Below are 24,640 nucleotides of genomic sequence, written 5' to 3'. Positions count from 1 at the left end.
TGTTGGCAAGACTTAGGCTTAAAATCTTTACTTAATGAGATTTCATAAAACTCTCGAACCGCCGTATACTGAACGGTATCTACGGTGGTATGAAAGGTAGGCACGGCACCGTGCCTCCTACTCGATTTGTGGCAAAAGCGTTTCACATCAGGCGATAGAACATTTTCCTGCGACTGGAAGTGAATATACTGAGACTTTTTAGATTTGGGCCACAGGCATGTGTGGTCTAAACTTTTAAAATCCAGCAAGTTCTTTTAAGTGAACCATGATTTTCTTAGTGATGCGGTAATATAGTTTACTATTTCCTGCATCTAATGCAATATTATGTGCAGGGAAACGATGATTCACCTCGATTAACCATAGATTTCGGTTTTTATCCATACCTATATCAACACCGGTAGTTCCAAAATGTCCACCACGAGCTTCGAGAAGTTGAACGGCTTCAAGAGCAAGACGTGATATTTTTCTTAATTGTAGAATTGATTCCTGCTTAGTAAATTTTAGGGTTTTCATTAATGTCTTCATTCCCATCTCCGCTCGCCCACCGGCATGTATATTGCTTACAATACTACTAGGGGGACCATACCTTCCAATAATACCGGCAATACCCCATTTCCCATTTTTTCCTTTTATGACAATACATCTAAAGTCAATAAGACAATCATTAGAAGAGATCATATTAATGGGTTCCTGTAAAATCCATTTGTCCTTTATTAATAAACGGCGAAAATACCTTATCGCTCGATCCTTAGTGTTGAAAGTTATGGTTTTATTAGAATGTTTTTTGTTAATAACAAGTTTAATATCTTGATTATCATCCAATAAAACTTTACAGATTTTTTGGCCACCATATGAGTTTATGGGTTTAATATATAAAGAGTTGTATTGTTTTAATAAACTGAAGATTTGAGTGGGTTCACTATATAGATAAGTATTTGGTATATACTCTTTAAGAGGAGCGAAGGCTTGATAACATTCCCATTTATTATATACATGACTATTGATGATGCGATTTCCAACTGCTTTTTGAAGGAGTTTTCTCCGTGTTGGTGTTAATATAGTTCGAAGTAATATGGCTGATGGATAGTGAAATTTTCCTTGTTTCCAAAGTTTATCAATATGGTCGTAGAAATAACCATTGATTAACGGTTTGGACGGTTGAATTTGTTCCGCAGAGAATGTAACAATCATGCCATTTATTTTAGGATAACTATAAACATAATCTAATAGATGTGGGAGTCTTTTTTTCAACTCTTCATCAGAGTTTCCAATTAGGATTCCTATAAATGGTCCAATATTAATTTCATTATTAAGGATCGTAATTTCATAAGTAGGGCTTAAGGGAATATGGAGTTTATTAATAAGATTGGTTGATAAAAGCCAGTTGTTTTCATTTAATTGTCGCGATGTTTTTATAATTACTTTTGTTTGCTGGGTTCCGAACTTAAGAACGGGATTTTCAATGTTATATAATTGAAGTTCTTGTACAATTGCAGGGTGAACAGTTATACAGTTTCTTGTCTTATCATTTTTTTCAATAATAAATGTCCTTCTCATGATCTCACCACTTTATCCATTTTCATTTGCAAACCCTGCAATATATTTTGCGAATAACATTGTATTTAATTTTAAAGTCATATCTTTCTGGGGTTGACCAATTAATTTAAAAACAGAATCGCTAAGATACCGATGGTTCATTTCAATTAGCCAAATTTGTCTATTAATATCGAGTGCTATGTCAACCCCATACTTGTGAAATTGAATATCGTATTTTTCGAGTTCGGCGGCAGCCTTTATGGCTACAATAGCCATTTGATTTTCAAGATTACTTGCTTCCTCCTCAGAGATATTAAAAGCAAGCTGTAATAATTGTTGTGGATTATATAATTTCCCTCCAGCTGCGTAATTACTTACAATTCCCTTAAAGGTGCCATACCGTGCGATCGAACCAACGTATTCCCAATCTCCAACTTTGTTTTTTATTATTACTACGCGAAAATCGATCATGTGGTCTTCAATAATAGTAAGATCGAGCGCTTTTTGAATAATATACTTGTTTGGGATTAACGATTGTTTGCAGTAATCCATTAATTCATTTGTTGAATGTAAATGTAACTTTTTATTTTTAGAGGTGCTAACTTCATAAGAATCATCTTTTTTTGTTACCTTTATAATTTGTCGTCCCATCATCCCTGTTAGTGGCTTTAAATAAACACAGTTATAAGTACTTATAAATTGGATTAAGTCCATTGGATGTTGATAAAGCAGAGTTGGTGGTAAATAACAATTTACAGTTTCGTTTGTACTCAACCATTGGTACATCTCCCATTTATTGAAAGTTTTGTTATTGATATAACAATGCCCAAAAGCTGATCTAAAAGCCCTGCTTTTTTCCTTTGAAAGTGAAATTCGTCTTCTTAAAACAGCTGCCGGAAATAAAAAGATCCCCCTTTTCCAACTCTTAGTATCGGGTTTGTACATAAAACCATTGATTTTTTTTGAATTAAAATCAATACCTTCTAATGAAAAAACAATTATACAACCATTAATTTCACTGTATTGCCTCAAATATCTTCTTAAAACATTAAGTTTTCTTTTAAGCTTTCCATTCGTTTTGGAAGCTAGAATTCCAATACAAGGACCCACTTTTAGGATATTTTGATGTTGGTCGTATCGTATTTCATATTCTAGTGTAGTTGGTATTTTAAGACTATTAATAAGATTAATTGATATGCCCATTTCATTTATCTTTATATTAGGATCTAGTTTGTAATAAACCTTGCATATTGCTTGCCCAAATTGAACAGTACCTTGAGATACTTTCATCAATTCAATACCATTTTTTTGTTCCGGATGAAAGGCAATAACATTTTGTTCATCATGTATGGATACGATCGCTAATACATTAGTCACTTCATCATCTCCAATTAAGAATAATACTTATAACAGTTTATGTAGAGGGTACTTAATTTGTATAATACTTTTTTGATTAGAGTGGGGAATTTTTACATAAATGGAGCAATAATTTAAGATTTATGTGAGTTTCGTACATTCAATCTTAAAGCGTTCTTCATATAGTAAACTATAAGACTGTTTATCTAATCGGAAGGAAGTAGTGTATGAATGTATATACAAACGCTTGATATGAGTGACACGATCCATTTACATCCGAATATAATTAATAAATATAATATAATATCTAAACGATTAATCGTACAATTTGGAGTATTAAAACACGAATTAAAGGTCGTAGCAAATGATAAGTTATCTGAGGAGTCTATTGGACTCCCACTAGAATTCTTTGCAAGAGTTACTATTCCCAAGAATATCCCTTTTGATATCGTGATGGAAAACAGAGTGTTACGGATTGGTCCAGTCATTGCCTTTATACCGACAGCAAATAAGAGGAAATTGACGCATAAAACATTAAATTCGTATAAAAATAGATTAGTAAATTATGATTCGATAAGAGGATTATTTTTTGTTGCTGCTTCAAATAGTATTAATACTAAAACACACACCATTAATGGGTATTACTACAATCCAAATGGGAGAGGCCCATCTGAATGGGTTAAAGGTACCTTTCCTTATCCCAATGTTATTTATAATCGCGTTAGATTGAGAAGAAGACTTTATGACTCACTCGTTTCAGTCATGGGAGATAGAATTTTTAATTCTTATCTGTTTAATAAAGAGGAATTGATGGAATACCTTTCAACAGAGTCGACAATTAAGGATTTGTTACCATATACAGAACGTTATAAAAGCTATGATCAGCTTGTAACTTTTTTAGATCGTTTCAATGTCGTTTATTTAAAACCTGCTGATGGCTCACATGGCAGGGGGATTTTCCAAATAGAGAAGATAAATGATCAACAACTATCATTGAAAAACCAAAACCAAGTAAAGATATTAAACAATAACATGGAAACTGAACATACAATAAAGAATATCATTCAAAATAAAAGCTATCTCATACAGCAAGGAGTACCAACCAAACATAATGGTCATCATATAGATTTCAGAGCATATATGCAAAAAGTTAATTCCGGTCAATGGGAAGTCCAAGGTTTTGTAGCCCGTAAAGCTAAAAAAGGGAGTATAGTCACGAATTTAGCATATGTTGAAAAATTATTAATGGGAAAAGAAGCGTTGGAACAACTTGTAACAATTGATAAATCTAAAGTAACGTCGCTAGAGGAATTAGTCAAGCAGCAGTGTTGTGCAGCGTGTCAAGCGATTGATACGTATTTCGGACATTATGGGGATGTAGCAATTGATTTTATAATTGATAAAGATTTAAGAATTTGGGTGTTAGAAATTAATAAAGCATATACATGTAAAAGTCTAAAAATCCTAAAAGAATACCAATTATATCAAAAGTTAATGGTTACACCTATTGAATATGCTAAATATTTAGCTGGATTTTAAATAGTTCTTACTTTTACAAATAAATTTATCTCTTTTCCCACTTTTACTAAATTTGTTGCTATTTATTATTTGAAAGGTGGTTGTGTTGATGATTCAGAAGAATCCAATTATGGGGAAAACGAGTATAACTGCAAGTCAGTTAATTGACTTTGTGAAAAAAAGGAATCCGAACTTTAATAATAAAATAGCCGAGGCTTTTATTAATATTGCACCAATTTATGGGATTCGTGGAGATGTAGCTTTTTGTCAAGCTATCCACGAAACAGACTGGTTTAGATTTACTGGTGATGTTAATCCCACGCAAAATAATTTTGCTGGAATTGGAGCCGTAGGTGGCGGAGCACGAGGGAATGCATTTTCAACAGTTGAAGAAGGAGTGAGAGCGCAAATACAACATCTTTTTGCTTACGCAACTACTGTAAACCTCCCACAGGGGGAATCTTTAGTAGATCCTCGTTTTAATTTGGTTAAGCGTGGAAGTGCACCTTATTGGGAAGATTTAGCTGGTAAGTGGGCGTATCCAGGCTATAATACAAGGAAGTTTAAGAGTTTACAGCAAGCATTTGCAGCAGGTGAATCGTATGGTCAACTGATCATTAATATACATGAAAGATTAATTGCTGAAGAGGGAGGGAATGTGGTGCCAAACAATCAAGGCTATCCAGAAGGTACTGAACAATGGAAAATAAATGCCGTGGAATGGCTGTATGAAAATGGCTTTTTAACCTCGGATGAATGGAAACAGAAAATCGAAGAGCCGCTGCCGTTATGGGCGCAAGCTACAGTATATAATAGATTAATAAGAGAGCTAAAAGGAGGTGGTTCGAGCTAATGGCCCCTAACTTTACAAGCTATACTATAAATGAATTTCAGTCTTTTATTAGAACGGTCACTGTTAAAAGAAGGATTTCTCATATTCAAATCCATCATACATGGAAACCGAGAAAATCAGATTATAAAGGTGAATCAACGATTGCAGCAATGTGGAGATATCATACCCAGGAAAGAGGTTGGAATGATATTGGTCAACATTTTTCTGTAGCTCCTGATGGATTAATTTGGGATGGTCGTTCTCTCGAACATAATCCAGCTGGAATTTCAGGTCATAATACGGGTGGTATTATGTTTGAGATGATAGGTAACTTTGATAAAGGTGAAGAGGTACTAGAAGGTAAGCAATTAGATGCGATTGTTATTGCAATTAGAGTCTTACTTGATAAATTCAAATTAGGATTTGATGATATTGTGTTCCATCGTGAGCATGCAACAAAATCTTGCCCCGGAACCGGTATTACTAAAGCTTGGTTTTTAGACCAAGTAAAAAACAGAAAAGTGACGGCGGTTAAAGGTATCACATCACCAACTCCTTATACAGAAGCGCCTGAATGGAAACAAAATGCGATTGATTGTTTATTTGAAGAAGGTTTATTAACATCGGAGAATTGGAAGGAAACACTAGAAAAAGGATTGCCGCTATGGGCAGAGGCAACTGTACTGTATAGAATATATAACCAATACAGCAAAAAAAATGGTTAACCCTTTAGGGGTTATTTTTTTTAGTTATTGCTGGTAAGTTATGGAAAAAAACGATTAAGTACAAAGAACCAAATTCATTTAGATGAATAGCATATAATGAATCTGGTTTAGGAGGAATACAAGTGAATCAATATGGCCAAATGCCGATTACCCAAATGCCTTATCAGCAAATGCCAGGAGGCGGGATGGGCCCGCAACATGATTTGAAAGACTTTTGCAAGAAATACATGCATCATTATGTTAACATGCAAACTCAAGATGGAATGCAATTTGATGGAATTATCGATGGCATGGATCAGGAAAATGTGTATATGCTGGTACCTGATGGTGATGAGGAGACGATGGATGAAAGGTTTGGTGTAGGTTTCGGTGTACCTTATGGGTATGGCTTTCCGTGGGGGTATGGATATGGTGGATATCCACGGCGATTTCGGCGGTTTAGAAGACACCGTTTCCCATTTTATTCAATTGGTGGTTTCTTTTTTCCGTTTTTTTTCTAAGGTAAGTGTTAATAAAGGCGATCATTCAATTATAAGAATGGTCGTCTTTATTAACTTACCTTGCAGGTTATAGTACTTGTTTGAGTTTTCAAAAACTTATTAGAAACGTTCAGGATACAATATTTCATCATACAATGTAGTATAAAAAGCAAAAGGAGATTAGTTGAATGATTGCTAATATACTTGATTTTATATTGTTATTTCTAGCGACTTTTAGACTGACAAGACTTCTTGTATATGATAAGATAACAAATTTTATTCGGCGCCCTTTCCATAATGAATATGAAGAGACATTAGAGGATGGTACTGTTGAAACTTTTATTGAGATTAAAGGAACTGGTTTAAGAAAATTTATTGGAGAGTTATTAAGTTGCTATTGGTGTACTGGTTTATGGTGTGCCATTGTATTATATGCATGTTACTTGTTTGTTCCTTTCTATATAAATCCAATCATCATTGTTTTAGCCATTGCTGGATGTGCTGCTTTATTAGAAGCTATATTACAAAGAATATTAGCTTAGTAAGTCTTGATATAACTGCCGTGACCAAGTCTTTTTAAGAAGAATATACTTAATATTAACTTTAAATTATTGGAGGGAGAAAGAATATGAAAAAACGACCAAGACCTTCAAATACAACAGTTAGTAATAAAAAGTCAGCACAGGGATCAAATACTGTACAGAAAAAAACAGGGTGTGGCTGCGGAAAAAAAAGAAGAGGTCAATGAGCTGATAAATTAAAAAAGTATAGGTTACACTCTCCTTTTATTACCATCATAGAAAGGCACCATACTCTATGATGGAATACATATGTTATGCTATTTAATACACTAAACTGTCACTTGGATTTCGTCCTGTTTATTGTGAGCGAATAAGTTTAGGAGTATAATTATCTTAATAAATAGTAAACTTCAGATACGTATACCGTTGTTTTTTATGAACAAACAAATGGATTTTTATTAGAAATTTGCGAGCCGCTCCACCGACCGGAAGGGGAGAGTTTTCTTCCTAGTATCCGTGTAAAAGCAACTCTTCCAGATAATATTGTTGATGTAGCCCTTCCGGACACCTTAATCGAAAAAGACTTTTCAGCCCCAAATGATTAAAATAAAGCGAAAAAATGACGACTACTAGCCAGCATTACATGAATGCTTGTATCAAAAATCAGAAATATCAAAGAAGGAATAGTTAGTTTTTTTAGCCTGCCAATCCTCTTATGTCATTGTGGAATTTCGTCCTAAATTCTTACGGTTAAGCCAACATCAAATTAGTTGAAGGAGGTGTGGAGTTTGAAGGAGAGTTTAGTTTTTAAAGGAAAAACAGTCGAAGAAGCAATTGAGACAGGCTTAGCAAAGTTAGGACTAGCTCTAGAAGATGTGACGATTGAAATACTTAATGAAGGCAAAAAGAGTATTTTTATGATTGGACAAAAAGAGGCAAAAGTACGTCTGATCAAAAAGAAGAATGAAAACTCTACTGAAAAAACTCACACCGATAAACCTGAAATTGTATCCGTAAATACCGGGAAAGTATGGGTAGAGAATGGCTTGATTCATTGTGAAGATCCTGATGATGGTGAGCTAATAGTCCATATCCCACCGATGGTCATGCTTTATAAAAATAATGAGCTTATAAAGGAACAGGGGACAATTTCTGAGAAAGATGTTCTAAGGGTTGAATTTATATCTGAAGAGAGCCCGACTAAATGGGCGATCGAAAAAAGCAGTGATAATTTAGAAGCAAAATTAATAGTTGAACCAGGTTCAAAAGTTATTTATTCTCTGGTTGATCAACAGCCAGTTAAGGAGATTACTTTAAAGACAACGACTAAAGTTCTTCCTAATTTAACATTATCGCCGACTGAAATTCATGGCCAATTAAAAAAGTTAGGTATCACCTTTGGAATTCAACAGGAACAAATTGATAATGCTTGCTTAGCGAATCAAAAAGGCGAATTTGTTATAGCCAGAGGAACAAGGCCAACAGAAGGGAAAAATGGTTGGCTAGAATATAAGGTTGAAATGAAAGAAACAAAGTATTACTTAGAGCGAGAAGATGGCTCAATTGATTATCGAGAAGGCTATGTCATTCCACAGGTTAAAGCTGGAATTGATATAGCATATATTCATGAGCCGATTGAAGGTGTAGCAGGAACTTCGCTTTCTGGTGAAATGGTTCTACCAAAAGTTGTAAGTCCAATCTTGATCAAGCTTGGAAATGGGACAGCCTTCAAAGAAGATGATAAAAATATGATTATATCAACTTCGATTGGAAGGCCATCGATCGAAAAAAGAGGTATGCAGGTTATCTTAAATGTAGTTCCGAAATTAGAACATAATACAGATGTGAATATGGCAACCGGAAATATAAAGTTTATTGGCGATATTCTAATAAGTGGTAATGTTGAAGAGAATATGTGTATTATTGCATCAGGAGATATCGAGGTCAAAGGAACAACTAGTAATGCAACCATCAAGGCAGGACAGTCTGTTGTTCTTTATAGTAATGTTATTTCGAGCGAGATTGTAGCAGGTAATAGCAATAAAATTATTGCGAAAAAATCAAAGTTATTAAAAGAAATTAGTGGTGAGTTAAGTTCACTTCAAAGTGACTTGCACCAAATTAGTAAAAATCCTTCTTTTTCAAAGCATAAACTTGAAGAGGGTATCATGCCTTTAATCAAATTGTTAATCCAGACTAAAAATACACCTCTAATTACTAATTTAAGACAATTTATTATTGAGATGAAAAAAGATCTTGAAATGTTAGATTCAGAATGGCAGACGCTAATTACACGTCTACATCAAGGTTTTTTATTAATGGATCCTAGTTGTTTTCTAACAACTAATGACTTTGATAGCTTGGTTGATCAGTTTAAACACTTAATTCAAATTACAAGTATACCTGTTGAAACAGGTACTGCTGCTGTACTTCCATCGGCAATGAATAGCGATATCTATTCTGCGGGTGATGTGATCATAACCAAGCAAGGATGCTACAATACAATTATATATGCTCTGGGCAAACTTGAAGTGAAAGGATTTATCCGAGGTGGAAGAGTGTATGCTGGGATGGGCACTTTGATTGATGAGGCTGGTAGCAAGGGGGGGGCATCTACACTTATTATTGTGCCATATGATCAAACCATTAAAATCAAAAATGTGCTCGCCGATACCACAATCCAAATTGGAAAGAAAAGATATACGTTTACAAAGGATATCTCAAACATTGCTGCGAGGATAGATGAAAATGGCGAATTAGTTATTCATTAATAATAGTAAAACCTCCATGTATTAAGTCTTTAAATACTTGGAGGTTTTTTTGCAAGCTTCTAAGTAGCAAGTATACTAAGGGGAGGTATCTAATTCAAATAGTAATAGGAAATGGATTGGACGTATATTATAAAAGATGATAGATATTTAAAGGAAGAGGTACTAGATGATACATAAACAAATATTTTTAGCATTTTTTAAAGTAGGAATGCTCGGTTATGGCGGAGGGCCTTCATCCATTCCATTAGTACATAAGGAAGTAGTTGAGAGGTATAAATGGATGAGTAACGATGAGTTTTCTGATATGTTGGCACTGGGGAATACGTTGCCCGGTCCAATTGCCACGAAGATAGCAGGGTATATTGGCTATCGTAGGGCAGGTATGCTTGGCATGATTAATGCTGTTATAGCCACGACAGTTCCAACTATAATTTTAATGATTGTTTTATTATCTTCCCTTTCGTCTTTTAAGGATCTGCCTTGGGTCGCTGGGATGACTAAGGCTGTTGTTCCTGTCGTAGGAGTGATGCTGGCAGTCTTAACGTGGGGATTTTTTCAACATTCTCTTAAAGAAATGAGCTTTGGTAAAACCCTTGCTCTTACAATAGGATCATTTGTGATCATACAGTTTCTTGGGATTCATCCGGCTATAGTTATAGTGGGGTTACTAATTGCTGCTTTAGTAAAACCACTCAATAATGATGAGCACTCCCGAAATGGAGGCAAGGAGCAATGATATATTGGCAAATTTTCTTGGCCTTTTTTATTCCTGGGATTGTAGGATATGGTGGTGGGCCTGCATCCATTCCGCTTGTTGAAAATGAGGTTGTTCATCGCTACGGATGGTTAACTGTACATGAATTTAGCGAGGTGCTAGCTATTGGCAATGCACTGCCAGGTCCCATTGCTACTAAAATGGCTGGTTATATTGGATATGACTTAGCTGGAGTTGCAGGTGCTGCTGTAGGGATTTTTGCAACAGTTGCACCCTCATTAATATTAATGGTTGGATTATTGAGTATACTTTATAGATTTAAGGATTCACCACGAGTGAAGAAAATGACTGCTTATATACGCCCAACAATTGCTATTCTTCTGGGAGGAATGGCTTATCGCTTTTTTGTAACTTCTTATGAGGGTAGCGGCATCCTTCATACGGTTTTTCTTATAATTAGTAGTTATGTTTTATTAGAAAAATTAAAAATTCACCCTGCTTATATTATCATCGCTGCGTTAGGATATGGAGCCTTATTTTTAAGCTGATGTATCATATATGAATTGAGTTACATATAATCTTATAAAATATGTTTCGTCTCTCTTGATTAAGGGTATAAAGAATTTAGGTTGTATATACAAAATTTCATTTGAGGGGGATAATAATGGGCTATATATTACCACTCAATCATGAACAATATACACAATATGCGAACAGAACGATTATGAAGAAACATGTAAGATCATTCACATTAGCTCCTGTTTATAAAGTAACTCTGCATACTAAAATGAATAATAGTGCAGAACCTAACGAACAGAATGAAAAGCCAAAACCGGTTGATGAGCGCGTACTACATGAGCCTAAAGGTAAAAATGCTGATATCTATATGGCTGATATTACAGGAAAAGGTACATTATTTAATGAGGTTGTTTAATACATTTTAAGAGTGTATTTATGTGTGAAATTGTTAATACGGTAACTGCCTTGCAAGTATATGTGCAGGGCTTTTTATAGTTATTATAAAGGAGACTAGAGCATGGCAACTATTGATGATTTTTTAAAGCTTGATATGCGTGTAGGCACTGTGTTAAAAGCGGAACCGTTTCCGGAGGCTAAGATTCCGGCTATTAAAATGGAAATCGATTTTGGTGAAGAAGTCGGAATTAAACAATCTAGTGCTCAAATAACCAAAAGATATGTAGAAAATGATCTTGTAGGTCGGAAAGTGATCGGTGTTATTAATTTTCCACCAAGGCGGATAGCGGGTTTTAAGTCAGAGGTATTGATTTTAGGAGCTGTACCGGAAAAAGGTGATGTAGTGCTTCTTTGTCCAGATGACGCTGTTCCCAATGGCACTAAAATATCTTGAAATACAGGCGCTACTTGTACATTTGTACATGGAGCGCCTGTCCTTCCTGATATTCTGCATATAAAACGTCCTTAATGCTAGTAGCGCCTGACGCTTGAATTTGATTTCTTAGCCAGACTGCATCAAATCCGATCGACTGTAAATTATCTCTTACCATTTCACCATCAATAATCAGGGTAATAGGTAATACAACATTTTGTGGAGTTAAATTTAAATCTTTGCGAGTTGGGGTAGAGACCGTTGATTTTTTTAAGACACTTACTTGTCCATCTGTTTCAAGAATTGCATATTCTACGTCTTGAATTGAAAATACATCTTTCAGGCGTAATAAATGCTGGAGCTGATTAATATCTAAGTGGTTTTTCTTAAGAATTTCACGCTGAATTTGTCCTTTCCGAATAACAATTGCAGGTTCGCCTTCTAAAAACTTGCGGGTTCGTTTCATTTTTTGTGTGATTATTTCTAGGACGTAGATGAGTAATCCCCAAATTGTTACTCCAAAGAGAACAATACCAATTTTAACGTCATCATCATAAATTGCATTTCCAACAAGTTCCCCCAATACTAACGCAGAAATAAAATCAAACGCGGTAATTTGGGTTATTTGTGTTTTTCCTAACACTTTTGTCAAGACGAACAAAGCTATAAACCCGACAAAAAGTTCCACCAAGGTTTGGATATATTCCATCTTTTCACCTGCGCTATAAAAGAATTCCTTCTATAGAATGTCCATAACTGATGAAAATATGAAAGTAAATTATCTAATGTCGTTAGCATGTATGAAAAAACGACCCTGATTGGGTCGCTTATCATACGTGTTTTACCATGGTTACATGTGGTATACCCGCGTCCATGAATACGTCTTCCGATACAGTTTCGTAGCCGAGTTTTTTGTAAAAGTTTTCTGCATGTGTCTGAGCATTGAGCTTTAATTTATGAATTCCTTTTTTAGTAGCTATTTCTTCCGCTTGTTGCATTAATAGTATACCGCAGCCTTTTTTGCGATATGAACTTAAAACACAAATTCTTTCCACCTTTAATACGTCTTCTAATTGACGGCATCTGCCTGCCCCAATCGGTTGTCCATTGTCATATAAAACAAAATGTGTCGCTTCTTTATCATATTGGTCCATCTCTTCTTCGAGTGGAACATTTTGCTCATTTACAAAAACTTCATGTCGGACAGAAAAGGCGTCGTCTATTTCTTTATCATTTGTAGCAATTTTTACATTCATTTGATTAAGAGTCCTTTCCTAAGTGGAATGTTTCATAGCTAGACCATTGATGATCATCGAGTTGGTATAATAAATGAAAGCGGTCGATCGTTTCAGTATGATTAATGTCCATCATGTTCAGTTGTCCAACTACATCTGAATGTTCTTGATTTGATAGCTTTTGGCCAATTGTAATATGCGGTACAAAACTATCGGTTTTTTCATAATTATTAAGCAACTCAGTGTTTAGGGTATCGTACAACTTAAGTAATTGCTCATCCTTTTTTATTGCTAAATAGATTTTGTTTGAAGCTGGATGAAATGTTTTAACTTTATATACTTGCAGTGAAAAGGGTAAGATTTGTTCAGCGATTTTGTCTAGTTTCTTAGTAACCGTTTGTGTTTCATCATCTGCTACCTCAAAGGAATCCACTAAAGTAACATGTGGCGGAATGAGTGAATAATGTGGGTCATATCTCTTTCGATAAGAATTAGCATAATCTTGTAGTTTTTTGGATGGAAAGATAGCTATACCATATTTCATAGGCTCTAGATCCTCCTTGTAATTTGTATGTAGTTCCTATAACTCCACTATATTTGTATATTTTATTCATAGTAACTAGCATATACAATAACATTTTATTCATTATGTATTATTATAGCAAAGTCACCAAAAAATTCACATTAGGGAATGAATAACAGCGTTTTATTATTAGTTAAACATCATTGTCAGAGCTCGTTTTAGGTCTGGTTGCCAATATGTCCATGTATGGTTTCCGCAAAATTCATCGTAAAAAACGTTATAATTATTAGATTTGAGTAGGCTTGCCAATTCTTTATTACGACTAAAAAAATTTTCCTCTATTCCATCAGTAGTTTTGACATTCGTTTCTTCCGTACCAATAACATGATAGAGCTCAAGTAAAGATTGCTTATCAAATTGCTTTACAGATTCAATTACCTGTTGATCCACATACGGTGATTGGAGGATTACTTTTCCAAATGTATGTGGGTATGCTAATGCAGTTAGTAGTGAGACTGTTCCAGCCAGTGAATCACCAATTAATGCCCGTGTTGAACCTAATTGATAGGTTGGATAACAAGTATCAATATATCCAATAAGTTCATGTGCAAGAAAACGAATATATGCACGATGTTTAGTACCGCTTGGATGATACTTTTGTTTGCGATCATTAAGATTTTTATAAGGAATACCAATAATAATCGTTTGATCCATTTGGGATGTTTGATGAAGCTCATCTGCTATACGTGCAATTCGGCCTAGGTTGAAATAGTCCCGTCCATCTTGAGTAAATAAAATATTATATGTATACAGTGGTGAATAAGAAGGCGGAAGATATATTAGTAGTTCAATATTTTCTTTTAATGATTCACTATAGAAATAATCATCCATGACTTTTCCTTTTTGTTTTAGCATAAATTCTCCTTAAATAAAACAAATTATTAATTTATATAAAGATTAAGTCAATACACTGCCGTAAGGTTGGCAGTCACTTCATCGTTGGTTCTAAAATTTTTTAATTTTATAGTTAAGACAACATTCGTATCATGACCAAAGCTGCCCTCTTAGAGCATAATAACTTCGGTTAGCTTGTCTTACGCATAGATAAAATCAATTTAGCACTACATTAAGGTGAGGTATTATTATGAAGGATATCATAATAATAGTATATATAGAACGTTTCGAATGAAAAAATTCGGTGGTACGATGCAGTTTGATAAAGAAACAAATCAAATTAGTGTATTGAATAGGATAAGCGGATTTGCGGCAATTTTAAGTTAGTTTTTGAACAAATAATATGACTGATGTTAAGACAAAATTTCGGTTTCAGCCAAATGTTTTAGAAGATCTACTCTTCCATGGTTATTTTTATCGAATAAGGGAAAAACAAAGGTGTCTCCGGTAACTATTTTTCGAGGTTACTTAACATCATTACCGGGATAAATACTTTTATGGGTAAATGGAAAAAAAGGAGGGTAAACACAGCATGAACGATATTACTGTGTATTCAACAAATACTTGACCGTACTGCACAATGATGAAAAAATTCCTTGAGGATCAAGGATTAACCTACAAAGAAGTAAATGTGCAGTTAGATCCTGTTGCCGGTCAAAAGCTAGTACAGGAAACTGGCCAGATGGGCGTACCGCAGACAAAGATCAATGGCAACTGGGTCCTAGGCTATGATCCTGAAAAACTAATGCAGTATGTGAAGAAATAAGTTGAAAAATTTATTTTTTTACAGCTTGTAGATATGGTCTACTAATGCTAGACAAATCTACAAGCTTTTTTGTTTTTCCTCGCAAAATGTGATTACTTCCTTATGTATCAGTATCAACGTTTAAGAAATTGTTGGAGATAATTTTGTTGCTTCTCCTAATTTTTCCACCCATTACGCCAGTAAAACTTCAAACACCTGATATTAACGTTATTTCATTTACTAGCTCAGACAGTGTAGATGCTTACTATGTTGAACCCACTATATTGGATTTTGTAAGTTCCACCATGACATTTGCTCAATAGGAAATTATTGGCGCTGTACTAGTAATAATAAATGTCGTTACAATTGAAGAGACGTTACAAGTGGTGCTCATTTATTTTAACAACCAATAAAAAGAAAACGCTCTCCTTTATCAAAGAAGTGGAAACAGGCTTGTGAGAATTAACGCAGAAAGTGCACAAGTGGATCCTTATGCTCTATATGGTGGTTTATTTGTACCCTAAAAGGGTGCAATAAAGTTGTACAAAAAAAAAGTTGTCGTGGATAGGTCATGCTATTTGCTTTACAATAGAGGAAGTGAAAGAGTATATTCTGTATTAAATTTATGCAGAACAAATCAACATGTGTAATATGACTAATTGAAAAGGGGTTCCGGGGAGAATGCAAACATTGACAAAAACAGAAACGATAGTTCGTTATCTGAATAATGAAAAAGTGTATTATGGAATTTTGGAGGATAATGAAATCATCCAACTGTCAAGTGATTTTACGGAAATTGTTAACAATGAACTAAAGTATGATGGAGTAAGGGTTAAATATAATGATGTTAAGATTTTGGAGCCAGTAACTCCTTCAAAAATTGTTAATTTTGGTTGGACATATGCACTACACGCAAAAGAAACTGGTGGACAAGCTAATCTTGGTGAACCATTTCTGTTTTTAAAGCCAACTACTTCTATTATTCCAGATCAAGGTGAAATCATTTTGCCACCTACCGATTTAACCAAGCAGGTAGAAATGGAGGGGGAATTAGCACTTGTAATTGGAAAACGTTGTAAAAATGTGAAAGAAGAAGAAGCATTAGATTATGTTTTTGGGTGTACTATTTTTAATGATGTGACAGCAAGAGACCTTACTAAATCAGATCCCCAGTTCACAAGAGGTAAAGGTTTTGATACGTTTGGGCCATTAGGTCCTTATATTGTGACCAATATAGATCCAACCAATTTAAAAATTGTTACAACTTTAAACGGGGAAGTTGTGCAAGAGGGTAATACGAATCAAATGTCATTTTCCATTCCTTTCTTAATAAGTTGGATTTCAAAAGTCATGACACTAGAGCCTGGTGATGTTCTTGCAACTGGCTCACCGGCAGGGAGCTGTCCAATGAAATCGGGGGATACTGTAGTAGTTGAAGTGGAGCATATAGGTCAACTTCGCAATAAAGTTAAGTAAAAAGTTACTGAAGATTAACCTGGTTAATATAAATAAATTATAAAAAACACGACTTTTCGTTATTCTTGGAGGAAAGTCGTGTTTTTTATATTGGTAATATTAAGGGGGGAATTAACTACCCAAGGTTAATTGTGCCTTTTACAGAAGGTTGTTTAAACTCTCTAGGCCAGTATACATCTTGGATTAATAACTTAAGAGGGTATGTTCCCTTTAAATACAAATTATGCCATAGGTGACGTCTGTTTTAACGTTCTTATGGCTTTAAATGGCTATAAATGTTTATGTAGAATAATGCCACAGCCCCTGAACAAACTCCTTATTTACTCTATTGTTTAATTCCATGTAATCAAGATGCCCAATTACCTCTGACATTACAAGAGAGAATTGTTCATGATAAATTCGATTATAATAGGCCATTGCGAGATCATTTGCGGTCGATATTCCAGAGCCAATCAATTGAAGGAGCTTTTCACATTTTTGTTCAGTTCTCTCTAATTTCATTTGGATTAACTCGTTTGCATTATAAATGAGCTCTCCATGCCCAGGAAAAACGATTTCCGCGTTAAGCACCGCACATCTTTTCAATGATTCCAAATGTTGATTTAATGTCAGTATTTTTTTTCCTTCATAGTCGGGTTCAACCAAGGCATTACTGGAAATATGTCCAAGTAAAAGATCACCGGTAAATAACCATCTGCTATTTTGATCCCAAAATGCTAGCTGATCAGGTGCATGTCCAGGAGTATCGATAATGTTAAAATGTAATATTGATGTATGTTTTAGTTCGATGATATCGGCCTCAAGAGCTTGATTTTGATTCTCTCTGTTAGCTTGCCTTAATGAATCAACTTTTTTCTTGCCCTCTTCACCACAGCCGTGCTCTCTATAGAGGTTAGCATAAAAATCTATTCTCATTTCAAGGAAAGTTCGATCCCGTTTTAATCTAGGAATGGAATGAGGAGATGCATATACAGGCAGTGGGTGATTGGAAACAATTTTGTTAACTAGTCCTACATGGTCAATATGATGATGCGTAAGAATAATTTCTGTTATATCTTTTAAGCTATGATCATTTTCCATTAACGTAGCATTTAGAGCATTCCAACAGTCTTCGTTATTAAAACCTGCATCAATTAATGTCAAAGATTGAGCTCGTTTTACTAAAAAGAAATTAACGGTTTTTAAAATCGATTTAACAGGAACAATTATTGGCAAAACGGTACAATCTTCTTTTTTTAAATACTTCACCTTTACACCTCGCTATTGCAAGAAAAGTTCATTTTATTTTATAAATAAATTTTAAAAATTCATAATTTTATGTTAATAAATTTAACAGACAATAACAAATAATAAGCTCATATGAGTAATGACAAATGAAAGGAAGTAATATAACAATGATACAAAAGTCAAAAGGGGATTTAATATAAGAAATATCTCCGAACGGCGTTAAGCAAATTGTTAGTTGTATTGCAGGAGGATATATATATTGAACCAATTAAACAGATATTTTGTGAGTTTGTTGAAGATTGGTTCTGTATGCAAAGGCAGCAAAATGTGTGCAAACAACAAAAGAAGGGCTTTATGCTAATCTGTTGTAAAATAAAAAAGCCTATACCCCTTGCTACACAAGGAATATAGGCTCCTGTTTTGTGATGGTCTGTACTGGGTTCGAACCAGTGGCCCCTTGCCTGTCAAGCAAGTTATGCCAATCAGAATATAACAGTTTTCGTTTGAAGTTGTTGATTTAATAGGCTTAATTATTTACTGTGTACGATTTAAACAGATGTTTTTGGTGGCAGTATGATTAATTGTGCCACCAGGTTGCCACCAAGTGCCACCGTGTAATTAAGCCTTTTATAATAAAAATGTTAATCCAGAATTATTAATACTTCGAAGTGATTATGATTATATCATTTCTTAGGTTTAACCCATAATATTACTTAGCTATTAGTTCAGGAAAGCAAAGAAGGATAAAAACCAACTTGAGCAATATGAGATAGTCCACCAGAGGATAACTGGTTCGTTTTGGGAGAGAAACATGCTAAGAATAATGTAAATAACACAACGATTAGCATTACTTTGGCAATTAATCAGCAATACAGCAAGTAAAAAAGCTCAGATAAATTCTAAGCTTTTTTGACGTTGCGATATATTTACCTTCTTCAACTAACGCCCCCGTTAGCTCAACATAACAATTTTTAAGTTGTTTTAAGTTGCAACTCTTTTTTATCCATAACTTTAAAACTAATCCACGTAGAAACAAGACACAGTATGAGACTAATAATGCCCCCAACACTAATATAAAACGGTGTAAAATACGACAATGCTTCAGCCGAAACAAAATTTATTGGAGATAATAAATTTTCATATGTCCAACCATCCATTCTTGTTCTGACAAAATTAAATCCAATTAAATACAGAGATAAACGTTCACCCAACATAACAAATAAGCCAATTAGAAATGAATTTTGTAATGGTTTATTCTTATAAATGACACTTATAAACATTCCTAATAAGACATATGGAATGATTGTAACAAACGAACCAACAAATAAACCTGATACTATTCTGTTACGGTCAAAAGGAACATCATAAATTAAGTTATAGAAAAAGAACCCAATCATTACTGAAATGAAATAAAAAAATGCTGTAAATGCCGCACTTTCCAGATACTTACGCAACGTCTATACCTCCATAATTCCTTAGCATTATTTCCATACTAATGAATATTTTACCATAAAATTACATAACCCTTCTTTCACTAAACTGCCCCAATAGTACAAGAAGCGACTACTCTTGTTGAGCAATTGCCCCCGTTAATAAATATTTTTGGGTTCTACTTTTTCTCCGTCTGGTAAAGGCATTCCATTGAAATTCACTCTATTTTCAGGGTTTGGCAGGGGTAAGAGTTCATTAGGTTTATTCTCTTTTTTTAGGAACTCCTCCAATTCTTTTTCCTGTTGTTGTTTTTCAGTTTTAGAAAGTTGATTGTTGTATATCTTTTTTTCCTTATGTTGATTTTCACTATTATTTGCAGTTTCATTAATAGCTCCACTAACAACGGGGAACACAGCGAAAACAAAGACTAATGAACACAATATGAAAGATAACTTTTTCATTTTAAGCTCCTTTTTCATTAATAAGATTAGATTGTTTTATTATATTCACTGCTTGTCCTAAACTTTCCTTCTTGCACTAAACCACTGTTAGTAAAAGAGTAACTGTCTCTATTAGATACTATCATTTCTTGAAAACATTTTTTATTTTTGTTGCTAACCAATTTAGAAATCTTCCCTCCAAATCAGGGGTAGAATTCTGATAACCCTCTAATCCATTACCATATTTTTTTATAGTAAATTCCTTCACCCTTTGAAAATATTCCTTTATGCTCATAATGAAACTTACCTCCTTATGAAAATTTCGGCATATATGTCCAATAAGCCTTACTCCATTATTGAGATGAATAACTGTAAAGGTAATTTCGGTTCTGCCACTATCCTGCCCAACAATAGTGAAAGAAGCGACTGCTCAATTGAACAATCGCCCCCTTTAGTTGAAGAAGGAATATTTTAAACATAGAAAGATAAAACTATTAAAAAAGCAATTTAGTGGAGGAGCTATGGCATTTTCAATTTTTTTTGCATTAACAGTGATAATAAATCTTACATATGCCGTATCCAAAAAGAACCTTCATCTATTTGAAATATTCTTCATTTGGATGGTAACTAACATTATTCACCATAACTTTATGACCATCTTCGCATTGAATATGGAGATGATCAATTTTAATAGCCATTCAACTAGTTATTGGACAATGGCACTTATCAGGGTCTTCCTTATTCCTGTACTTATTATTTGGTATATAGATAAAATCCAAGGGGCAAAAAACAGGGAAAATTGGATTATGCTATTTATTTTAATACCCCTTTTGATAGGGATTGAATATCTAGCCAACCTTCTTAATGTATATGATTTTGTAAAATGGAATCTTTTTTACTCCATAATAGAGTGGGTTGTCATTTTACTTCTTATAAGCTACCTCTCTACTAGCTTTAGAAAAATTCTTAGAAAAGAGATGAGCTAATTGTTACCATTGCCAGAACAGTTTAACGAAAATGAATGGTTTATAATTCTTACCATTGTTTGTGGTTTCATATTGATATTGTTCCTCCCAAAAAGATACCCTCTTGTAATTTCTATCTTAATGATTTTGTTCACTGTAACTATTGCTATTATTATGGATCACCTGATTGCAACACCACCCTTGGATTTATATGACCTTAATGATCTTAAAAAATACGAGGTAACAGACATAATAACATATTTGATGTATTCCCCTTATGCATTACTATGTGTGTACTTATTTGACAAGTTTGATCCAAAGGGTATTTATATCACTGCATATGTGATCCTTTGGTCTCTTTTTGCTCTAGGCTTTGAATGTTTAGCTGTGTTTTTTAATGTTTTTAAGTTTAGTGGATGGACTTTTCTTAATTCATTTGCTTTTTACCTTCTTGCTACATCCATATACATACTTTTTTTTAGATTTATTATGGGCTCATTAAAAAGTAAACAAAGTCTTCCAATAACAAGGTAAAATAGAGCAAAGATGATATCCGTCATTTTTGCTCTATTTTTATCAATCGTTTCACTATTGCTTATTACACATTCCTGCCCCGTTAGCCATCCATGAAACGCAAAAATCAGCGCTTCACCACAGAGAATGAAAACGGTTAAGAACCGTCAATACTGATTCTACGGCTGGGAGAGGAAGGTCGCTTAACTATGGTGCGTTAGAGCCCATCCGTTAGNACCCGTTAGCCATCCATGAAACGCAAAAATCAGCGCTTCACCACAGAGAATGAAAACGGTTAAGAACCGTCAATACTGATTCTACGGCTGGGAGAGGAAGGTCGCTTAACTATGGTGCGTTAGAGCCCATCCGTTAGTCTGACTCCAACGACCACGGTGCACCACTGACTGTCGCTCCCTTTAGGGAAGCACACATGGTAGATTAATCCCATTCTGGTTGCTGCACCAGCCTCCAATTATATTCAGAGCCGTAGGAAGGATGTTTTCAATGGATGTAGTCATTGAAAGAGCATGCGGTATGGATGTTCATAAGGACAATATTACTGCATGTATTATGACACCAGAAGGAAAGGAGATTCAAACTTTTTCAACTAAAACTGTATTTCTAATACAGTTGGTTGACTGGATTAAAGAGCATAACTGTACCCATGTTGCCATGGAAAGCACAAGTGTTTACTGGAAGCCTATTGTTAATTTACTAGAAGCAGAAGATATTGAGTTTCTAGTTGTGAATGCCCAACATATGAAGGCAGTCCCAGGACGTAAAACTGATGTCAAAGATGCAGAATGGATTGCCAAACTTCTTCGTCATGGACTCTTAAAAGCTAGTTATATTCCTGATCGTAATCAACGAGAATTACGTGAACTAGTTCGATATCGCAGGAGTATTATTGAAGAACGAGCTAGGCAACATAATCGCATTCAAAAGGTATTAGAGGGTGCAAATATTAAGCTAGGCTCTGTGGTTTCAGACGTTATGGGCGTTTCAGGTCGGGATATGCTTAACGCTATTACCGAAGGAGAAGAGGACCCTGAAAAACTAGCAAACTTTGCTCGACGTACAATGAAAAAGAAAAAAGATGAACTAATGCTTGCCCTTAAAGGTTATATCAATTCGCATCAACGCCTAATGTTGAAAACAATTTTGAAGCATATTGATCTTTTAACTCAGCAAATCGAGATGCCGGATCACGAAGTAGCATGTAGAGTAAGCTCCCATCAAGAAGACGTTGAACGCTTAGACTCTATACCAGGCATAGCTACCAGAATGGCTGAGCAAATTTTATCTGAAATCGGAACAGATGTTAAAAATCAATTTCCAAGTGCAGCTCATATGTGTTCTTGGGCAGGATTGGTTCCTGGACATAACGAAAGTGCGGGAAAAAGAAAATCATCTAAAACTAAAAAAGGAAACAAATATTTGAGGTCAGCATTAACAGAAGCAGCTCATTCTGTCAGAGGATCTAAAAACTATCTCGGAGCACTGTATCGGCGTACAGCGTCACGAAAGGGAAAGAAACGTGCAGGAATAGTAGTGGCTCATGCCATGTTGAGAATTGCTTATTATCTCTTAACCCGTAAAGAAATATATGTAGACTTAGGCGAAGACTACTTTGATAAACAGAGACAACAGTCAATTGTACGGCATTCCCTACGCAGACTTGAAAGTTTGGGATACTCAGTAACATTACAAGAACCTGAAGCATTATAATCCAGTTCGTATTCCTACAATAGATCAATAAATCAGGCGCTCTCCCCTTTTTTTAAAAAATGAATGAGCTGCGTCTTCTTAAGTATTGCCTTTTTCCTTTAATTACAGAAGTTTATTTTCATGGTAGTTGAATAAGGACTTCCTTATATTATTTTAACATTAAATCCTTCAATTCCTTAAAAAATTACTTTGTTCTCAAAATAACACACTAATTAACACTACTTTTATCATATGAAATAAAAGGGGACAAAAACTTATGAACTCTCTCAAGTGTATGGTAAAACCACTGCGGATTCCAACTCAAATTCTAATATAAAGTTGATATATCAATAAGAGAAATAAGCGTACCAAGTCATTGCTAATTGGCACGCTATTTCTACTTCAATTTATTTTTTATCTCCCAAAACTTACCCCGTTGTAATAAGAGTGGTTTCTCTATTTTATTAATTTATATTTCATTTACAAATTTCAACTCGATTGAATTATTTGATGCTAACTCCTTTTTATCAGTAGGTTTAAATCCAGCACGATCCAGAAAATCCTTAGCAGCTACTATTTTATCTCGATCCAAACTATTGGGGTTCACCATGATTTCGTAAAGGATCTCTCTTGCTCTTATCGCATCATATAAGAAGTGCAATCTCAACTGTTGTTCTATATCGCTCTGGAGCGCCCTAATAGCATCTATAACTGTAGTTTTTTGTAGGAGTTGGTAGCCAATTTCAGATGCCCTTCGGCTACTGTAACCAGCACGTTTGGCGGCTTGTGTTGCATTAAAATCCTTCACATATTCATTTACAAAAGCATTTTGCTTTGGGGTTAAACCCTTTACCACATTCATGAATAATCACCTTTCAAACGTTTTTTTCTTCCACACAAAAAGCATGCAGTTTTAACACTTAAGTTGATTCCGAGCTAGATAATAAAAGTGGTGGTAGATATAATTTCCAACCGTCCTATCTAATAGGAAAACGGTGGAGAAGTGGTATCTGGACTCGAAAGTTTTCAAACTTCCTAGTAAGGCTTGTGGTTTGTATTGACTGCGGTAATTTCCTTTAAGTATGTTTTCATATCCGTTTGGGTCTTCAACAATCATTGTAAAATGTAATTTCTGCGCACGTATCAGTTCATTCTCAAACCTGTTTCGTTCTTTTATGGATTGAGCCAATTCATCAATGCTGTTTTTCCGTTCAATGGCTGCTTGAAATTGAATGGGTTTTATAATACCTAGTTTTTCGTTAGGGGGAATGACAGCCATGTAATCGCCAGTATCAAGTTTCCTAGTTTTATAGCGTATACCTTTCGTATCAAAGTACTTGGTTATGTGTTCATTTTGCTGCTCCCTCGTATCGATTAAAATGGTCATACTATTAAGCGCCTCTTTAATTTCAGCATCTGTATACATGTACGGAATATGCACACAATCACCAGCCTTCATTAACTATTAAACTCACAATATATTTGTAGTAAGTGTAGTAGACGTAGTAGGCTTAAAATAAAAGTTTTTTAATATATATATATCTATTTTATTATAAATAGTTTTTAATATGTGCTTACTACGCTTACTACACCTAGAGCCACAAGGGATTGAGCCTACTACAT

At 34.6% G+C, this 24,640-nt stretch carries 26 protein-coding genes; 14 read left to right on the top strand and 12 right to left on the bottom strand.

Annotation, left to right across the window (positions count from 1 at the left end):
* Window positions 1-234: 234 nt before the first annotated feature.
* Both C1724_RS13585 and C1724_RS13580 read right to left on the bottom strand, forming a co-directional pair.
* On the bottom strand, window positions 235-1,557 hold the full coding sequence (locus tag C1724_RS13585) for a YheC/YheD family endospore coat-associated protein (RefSeq protein WP_102347302.1): 1,323 nt from the start codon (window positions 1,555-1,557) through the stop codon (window positions 235-237).
* A gap of 12 nt (window positions 1,558-1,569) precedes the next feature.
* Complete coding sequence (locus C1724_RS13580; protein ID WP_102347301.1) at window positions 1,570-2,913, bottom strand: YheC/YheD family endospore coat-associated protein; 1,344 nt, start codon at window positions 2,911-2,913, stop codon at window positions 1,570-1,572.
* A 210-nt stretch (window positions 2,914-3,123) separates the two neighbouring features.
* Between C1724_RS13580 and C1724_RS13575 the strand changes: the two genes are divergently transcribed.
* The 10 genes from C1724_RS13575 (at window position 3,124) to csaA (ending at window position 11,822) form a co-directional block, all read left to right on the top strand.
* Complete coding sequence (locus C1724_RS13575; RefSeq protein ID WP_102347300.1) at window positions 3,124-4,431, top strand: YheC/YheD family endospore coat-associated protein; 1,308 nt, start codon at window positions 3,124-3,126, stop codon at window positions 4,429-4,431.
* Between the two features lie 88 nt (window positions 4,432-4,519).
* On the top strand, window positions 4,520-5,263 hold the full coding sequence (locus tag C1724_RS13570) for a glucosaminidase domain-containing protein (RefSeq protein ID WP_219723266.1): 744 nt from the start codon (window positions 4,520-4,522) through the stop codon (window positions 5,261-5,263).
* Window positions 5,263-5,967 carry a peptidoglycan recognition protein family protein gene (locus C1724_RS13565; RefSeq protein WP_102347298.1) on the top strand — a complete coding sequence of 235 codons (705 nt, stop codon included), beginning with the start codon at window positions 5,263-5,265 and terminating at the stop codon, window positions 5,965-5,967. The genes C1724_RS13570 and C1724_RS13565 overlap by 1 nt, the downstream gene beginning before the upstream one ends.
* A gap of 122 nt (window positions 5,968-6,089) precedes the next feature.
* Window positions 6,090-6,467, top strand: a complete 378-nt coding sequence (locus C1724_RS13560; protein WP_258000393.1) for a hypothetical protein — start codon at window positions 6,090-6,092, stop codon at window positions 6,465-6,467.
* Window positions 6,468-6,634: 167 nt separating this feature from the next.
* Window positions 6,635-6,988 carry a DUF1360 domain-containing protein gene (locus C1724_RS13555; RefSeq protein WP_102347297.1) on the top strand — a complete coding sequence of 118 codons (354 nt, stop codon included), beginning with the start codon at window positions 6,635-6,637 and terminating at the stop codon, window positions 6,986-6,988.
* A gap of 767 nt (window positions 6,989-7,755) precedes the next feature.
* Window positions 7,756-9,738, top strand: a complete 1,983-nt coding sequence (locus C1724_RS13550) for a FapA family protein (RefSeq protein WP_102347296.1) — start codon at window positions 7,756-7,758, stop codon at window positions 9,736-9,738.
* A 166-nt stretch (window positions 9,739-9,904) separates the two neighbouring features.
* Complete coding sequence (locus C1724_RS13545) at window positions 9,905-10,474, top strand: chromate transporter (protein ID WP_102347295.1); 570 nt, start codon at window positions 9,905-9,907, stop codon at window positions 10,472-10,474.
* Window positions 10,471-11,001, top strand: coding sequence for a chromate transporter (locus C1724_RS13540; protein ID WP_102347294.1), 531 nt, complete (start codon window positions 10,471-10,473; stop codon window positions 10,999-11,001). The genes C1724_RS13545 and C1724_RS13540 overlap by 4 nt, the downstream gene beginning before the upstream one ends.
* A gap of 116 nt (window positions 11,002-11,117) precedes the next feature.
* On the top strand, window positions 11,118-11,387 hold the full coding sequence (locus C1724_RS13535; RefSeq protein ID WP_102347293.1) for a hypothetical protein: 270 nt from the start codon (window positions 11,118-11,120) through the stop codon (window positions 11,385-11,387).
* Window positions 11,388-11,489: 102 nt separating this feature from the next.
* Complete coding sequence (gene csaA / locus C1724_RS13530) at window positions 11,490-11,822, top strand: chaperone CsaA (RefSeq protein WP_102347292.1); 333 nt, start codon at window positions 11,490-11,492, stop codon at window positions 11,820-11,822.
* A 10-nt stretch (window positions 11,823-11,832) separates the two neighbouring features.
* Here csaA and C1724_RS13525 read toward each other — a convergent pair whose 3' ends face one another.
* From C1724_RS13525 to C1724_RS13510, 4 genes are all read right to left on the bottom strand, one after another.
* On the bottom strand, window positions 11,833-12,510 hold the full coding sequence (locus C1724_RS13525) for a DUF421 domain-containing protein (RefSeq protein WP_102347291.1): 678 nt from the start codon (window positions 12,508-12,510) through the stop codon (window positions 11,833-11,835).
* Between the two features lie 121 nt (window positions 12,511-12,631).
* Window positions 12,632-13,057, bottom strand: coding sequence for a GNAT family N-acetyltransferase (locus C1724_RS13520; protein WP_102347290.1), 426 nt, complete (start codon window positions 13,055-13,057; stop codon window positions 12,632-12,634).
* A gap of 4 nt (window positions 13,058-13,061) precedes the next feature.
* The gene (locus C1724_RS13515) at window positions 13,062-13,580 is read right to left on the bottom strand and encodes a 2'-5' RNA ligase family protein (protein ID WP_102347289.1); all 519 of its coding nucleotides are present in this window, start codon (window positions 13,578-13,580) and stop codon (window positions 13,062-13,064) included.
* Between the two features lie 168 nt (window positions 13,581-13,748).
* Complete coding sequence (locus C1724_RS13510) at window positions 13,749-14,474, bottom strand: alpha/beta hydrolase (RefSeq protein ID WP_102347288.1); 726 nt, start codon at window positions 14,472-14,474, stop codon at window positions 13,749-13,751.
* Between the two features lie 571 nt (window positions 14,475-15,045).
* On the opposite strand from C1724_RS13510, the gene C1724_RS13505 reads away from it, so the two are divergent.
* Window positions 15,046-15,279: a glutaredoxin family protein gene (locus C1724_RS13505; RefSeq protein WP_102347287.1), complete on the top strand. Its 234-nt coding sequence runs from the start codon at window positions 15,046-15,048 to the stop codon at window positions 15,277-15,279.
* A 660-nt stretch (window positions 15,280-15,939) separates the two neighbouring features.
* Window positions 15,940-16,734 carry a fumarylacetoacetate hydrolase family protein gene (locus C1724_RS13500; protein ID WP_102347286.1) on the top strand — a complete coding sequence of 265 codons (795 nt, stop codon included), beginning with the start codon at window positions 15,940-15,942 and terminating at the stop codon, window positions 16,732-16,734.
* Window positions 16,735-17,013: 279 nt separating this feature from the next.
* On the opposite strand, the gene C1724_RS13495 is transcribed toward C1724_RS13500, so the two are convergent.
* From C1724_RS13495 to C1724_RS25650, 4 genes are all read right to left on the bottom strand, one after another.
* The gene (locus C1724_RS13495) at window positions 17,014-17,982 is read right to left on the bottom strand and encodes an MBL fold metallo-hydrolase (protein WP_102347285.1); all 969 of its coding nucleotides are present in this window, start codon (window positions 17,980-17,982) and stop codon (window positions 17,014-17,016) included.
* A gap of 950 nt (window positions 17,983-18,932) precedes the next feature.
* Window positions 18,933-19,415, bottom strand: a complete 483-nt coding sequence (locus C1724_RS13490) for a hypothetical protein (protein WP_102347284.1) — start codon at window positions 19,413-19,415, stop codon at window positions 18,933-18,935.
* Window positions 19,416-19,550: 135 nt separating this feature from the next.
* Complete coding sequence (locus tag C1724_RS13485) at window positions 19,551-19,853, bottom strand: hypothetical protein (protein WP_102347283.1); 303 nt, start codon at window positions 19,851-19,853, stop codon at window positions 19,551-19,553.
* Between the two features lie 121 nt (window positions 19,854-19,974).
* A complete protein-coding gene (locus C1724_RS25650; RefSeq protein WP_180994271.1) occupies window positions 19,975-20,127 on the bottom strand; it encodes a hypothetical protein in 153 nt (50 codons plus the stop codon).
* 226 nt (window positions 20,128-20,353) lie between these two features.
* Between C1724_RS25650 and C1724_RS13480 the strand changes: the two genes are divergently transcribed.
* Together C1724_RS13480 and C1724_RS13470 are read left to right on the top strand one after the other, a co-directional pair.
* Complete coding sequence (locus C1724_RS13480; protein WP_102347282.1) at window positions 20,354-20,818, top strand: hypothetical protein; 465 nt, start codon at window positions 20,354-20,356, stop codon at window positions 20,816-20,818.
* A gap of 996 nt (window positions 20,819-21,814) precedes the next feature.
* Window positions 21,815-23,038: an IS110 family transposase gene (locus tag C1724_RS13470; protein WP_102347280.1), complete on the top strand. Its 1,224-nt coding sequence runs from the start codon at window positions 21,815-21,817 to the stop codon at window positions 23,036-23,038.
* 448 nt (window positions 23,039-23,486) lie between these two features.
* On the opposite strand, the gene C1724_RS13465 is transcribed toward C1724_RS13470, so the two are convergent.
* Together C1724_RS13465 and C1724_RS13460 are read right to left on the bottom strand one after the other, a co-directional pair.
* Window positions 23,487-23,879 (bottom strand): terminase small subunit, encoded by a 393-nt coding sequence (locus C1724_RS13465; RefSeq protein WP_102347279.1) that lies wholly within the window; start codon window positions 23,877-23,879, stop codon window positions 23,487-23,489.
* Between the two features lie 51 nt (window positions 23,880-23,930).
* The gene (locus C1724_RS13460; RefSeq protein WP_102347278.1) at window positions 23,931-24,476 is read right to left on the bottom strand and encodes an ERCC4 domain-containing protein; all 546 of its coding nucleotides are present in this window, start codon (window positions 24,474-24,476) and stop codon (window positions 23,931-23,933) included.
* Between the last annotated feature and the right edge of the window lie 164 nt (window positions 24,477-24,640).

The sequence above is a fragment of the Bacillus sp. Marseille-P3661 genome (assembly GCF_900240995.1).
Taxonomy (GTDB): Bacteria; Bacillota; Bacilli; order Bacillales; family Bacillaceae_J; genus OESV01.
The sequence above is the reverse complement of the archived record's forward strand: the minus strand, read 5'-3'. Positions and strand labels throughout refer to the sequence as shown.

Bases quoted from the DNA above. Each gene is read 5' to 3' on its own strand.
- C1724_RS13585 (WP_102347302.1), bottom strand. From the start codon at position 1,557: ATGAGAAGGACATTTATTATTGAAAAAAATGATAAGACAAGAAACTGT.
- C1724_RS13575 (WP_102347300.1), top strand. From the start codon at position 3,124: ATGTATATACAAACGCTTGATATGAGTGACACGATCCATTTACATCCG.
- C1724_RS13470 (WP_102347280.1), top strand. From the start codon at position 21,815: ATGGATGTAGTCATTGAAAGAGCATGCGGTATGGATGTTCATAAGGAC.
- C1724_RS13460 (WP_102347278.1), bottom strand. From the start codon at position 24,476: ATGAAGGCTGGTGATTGTGTGCATATTCCGTACATGTATACAGATGCT.
- C1724_RS25650 (WP_180994271.1), bottom strand. From the start codon at position 20,127: ATGAGCATAAAGGAATATTTTCAAAGGGTGAAGGAATTTACTATAAAA.
- C1724_RS13500 (WP_102347286.1), top strand. From the start codon at position 15,940: ATGCAAACATTGACAAAAACAGAAACGATAGTTCGTTATCTGAATAAT.
- C1724_RS13570 (WP_219723266.1), top strand. From the start codon at position 4,520: ATGATTCAGAAGAATCCAATTATGGGGAAAACGAGTATAACTGCAAGT.
- C1724_RS13515 (WP_102347289.1), bottom strand. From the start codon at position 13,580: ATGAAATATGGTATAGCTATCTTTCCATCCAAAAAACTACAAGATTAT.
- C1724_RS13520 (WP_102347290.1), bottom strand. From the start codon at position 13,057: ATGAATGTAAAAATTGCTACAAATGATAAAGAAATAGACGACGCCTTT.
- C1724_RS13540 (WP_102347294.1), top strand. From the start codon at position 10,471: ATGATATATTGGCAAATTTTCTTGGCCTTTTTTATTCCTGGGATTGTA.
- C1724_RS13545 (WP_102347295.1), top strand. From the start codon at position 9,905: ATGATACATAAACAAATATTTTTAGCATTTTTTAAAGTAGGAATGCTC.
- C1724_RS13535 (WP_102347293.1), top strand. From the start codon at position 11,118: ATGGGCTATATATTACCACTCAATCATGAACAATATACACAATATGCG.
- C1724_RS13480 (WP_102347282.1), top strand. From the start codon at position 20,354: ATGGCATTTTCAATTTTTTTTGCATTAACAGTGATAATAAATCTTACA.
- C1724_RS13465 (WP_102347279.1), bottom strand. From the start codon at position 23,879: ATGAATGTGGTAAAGGGTTTAACCCCAAAGCAAAATGCTTTTGTAAAT.
- C1724_RS13510 (WP_102347288.1), bottom strand. From the start codon at position 14,474: ATGCTAAAACAAAAAGGAAAAGTCATGGATGATTATTTCTATAGTGAA.
- C1724_RS13555 (WP_102347297.1), top strand. From the start codon at position 6,635: ATGATTGCTAATATACTTGATTTTATATTGTTATTTCTAGCGACTTTT.
- csaA (WP_102347292.1), top strand. From the start codon at position 11,490: ATGGCAACTATTGATGATTTTTTAAAGCTTGATATGCGTGTAGGCACT.
- C1724_RS13485 (WP_102347283.1), bottom strand. From the start codon at position 19,853: ATGAAAAAGTTATCTTTCATATTGTGTTCATTAGTCTTTGTTTTCGCT.
- C1724_RS13565 (WP_102347298.1), top strand. From the start codon at position 5,263: ATGGCCCCTAACTTTACAAGCTATACTATAAATGAATTTCAGTCTTTT.
- C1724_RS13525 (WP_102347291.1), bottom strand. From the start codon at position 12,510: ATGGAATATATCCAAACCTTGGTGGAACTTTTTGTCGGGTTTATAGCT.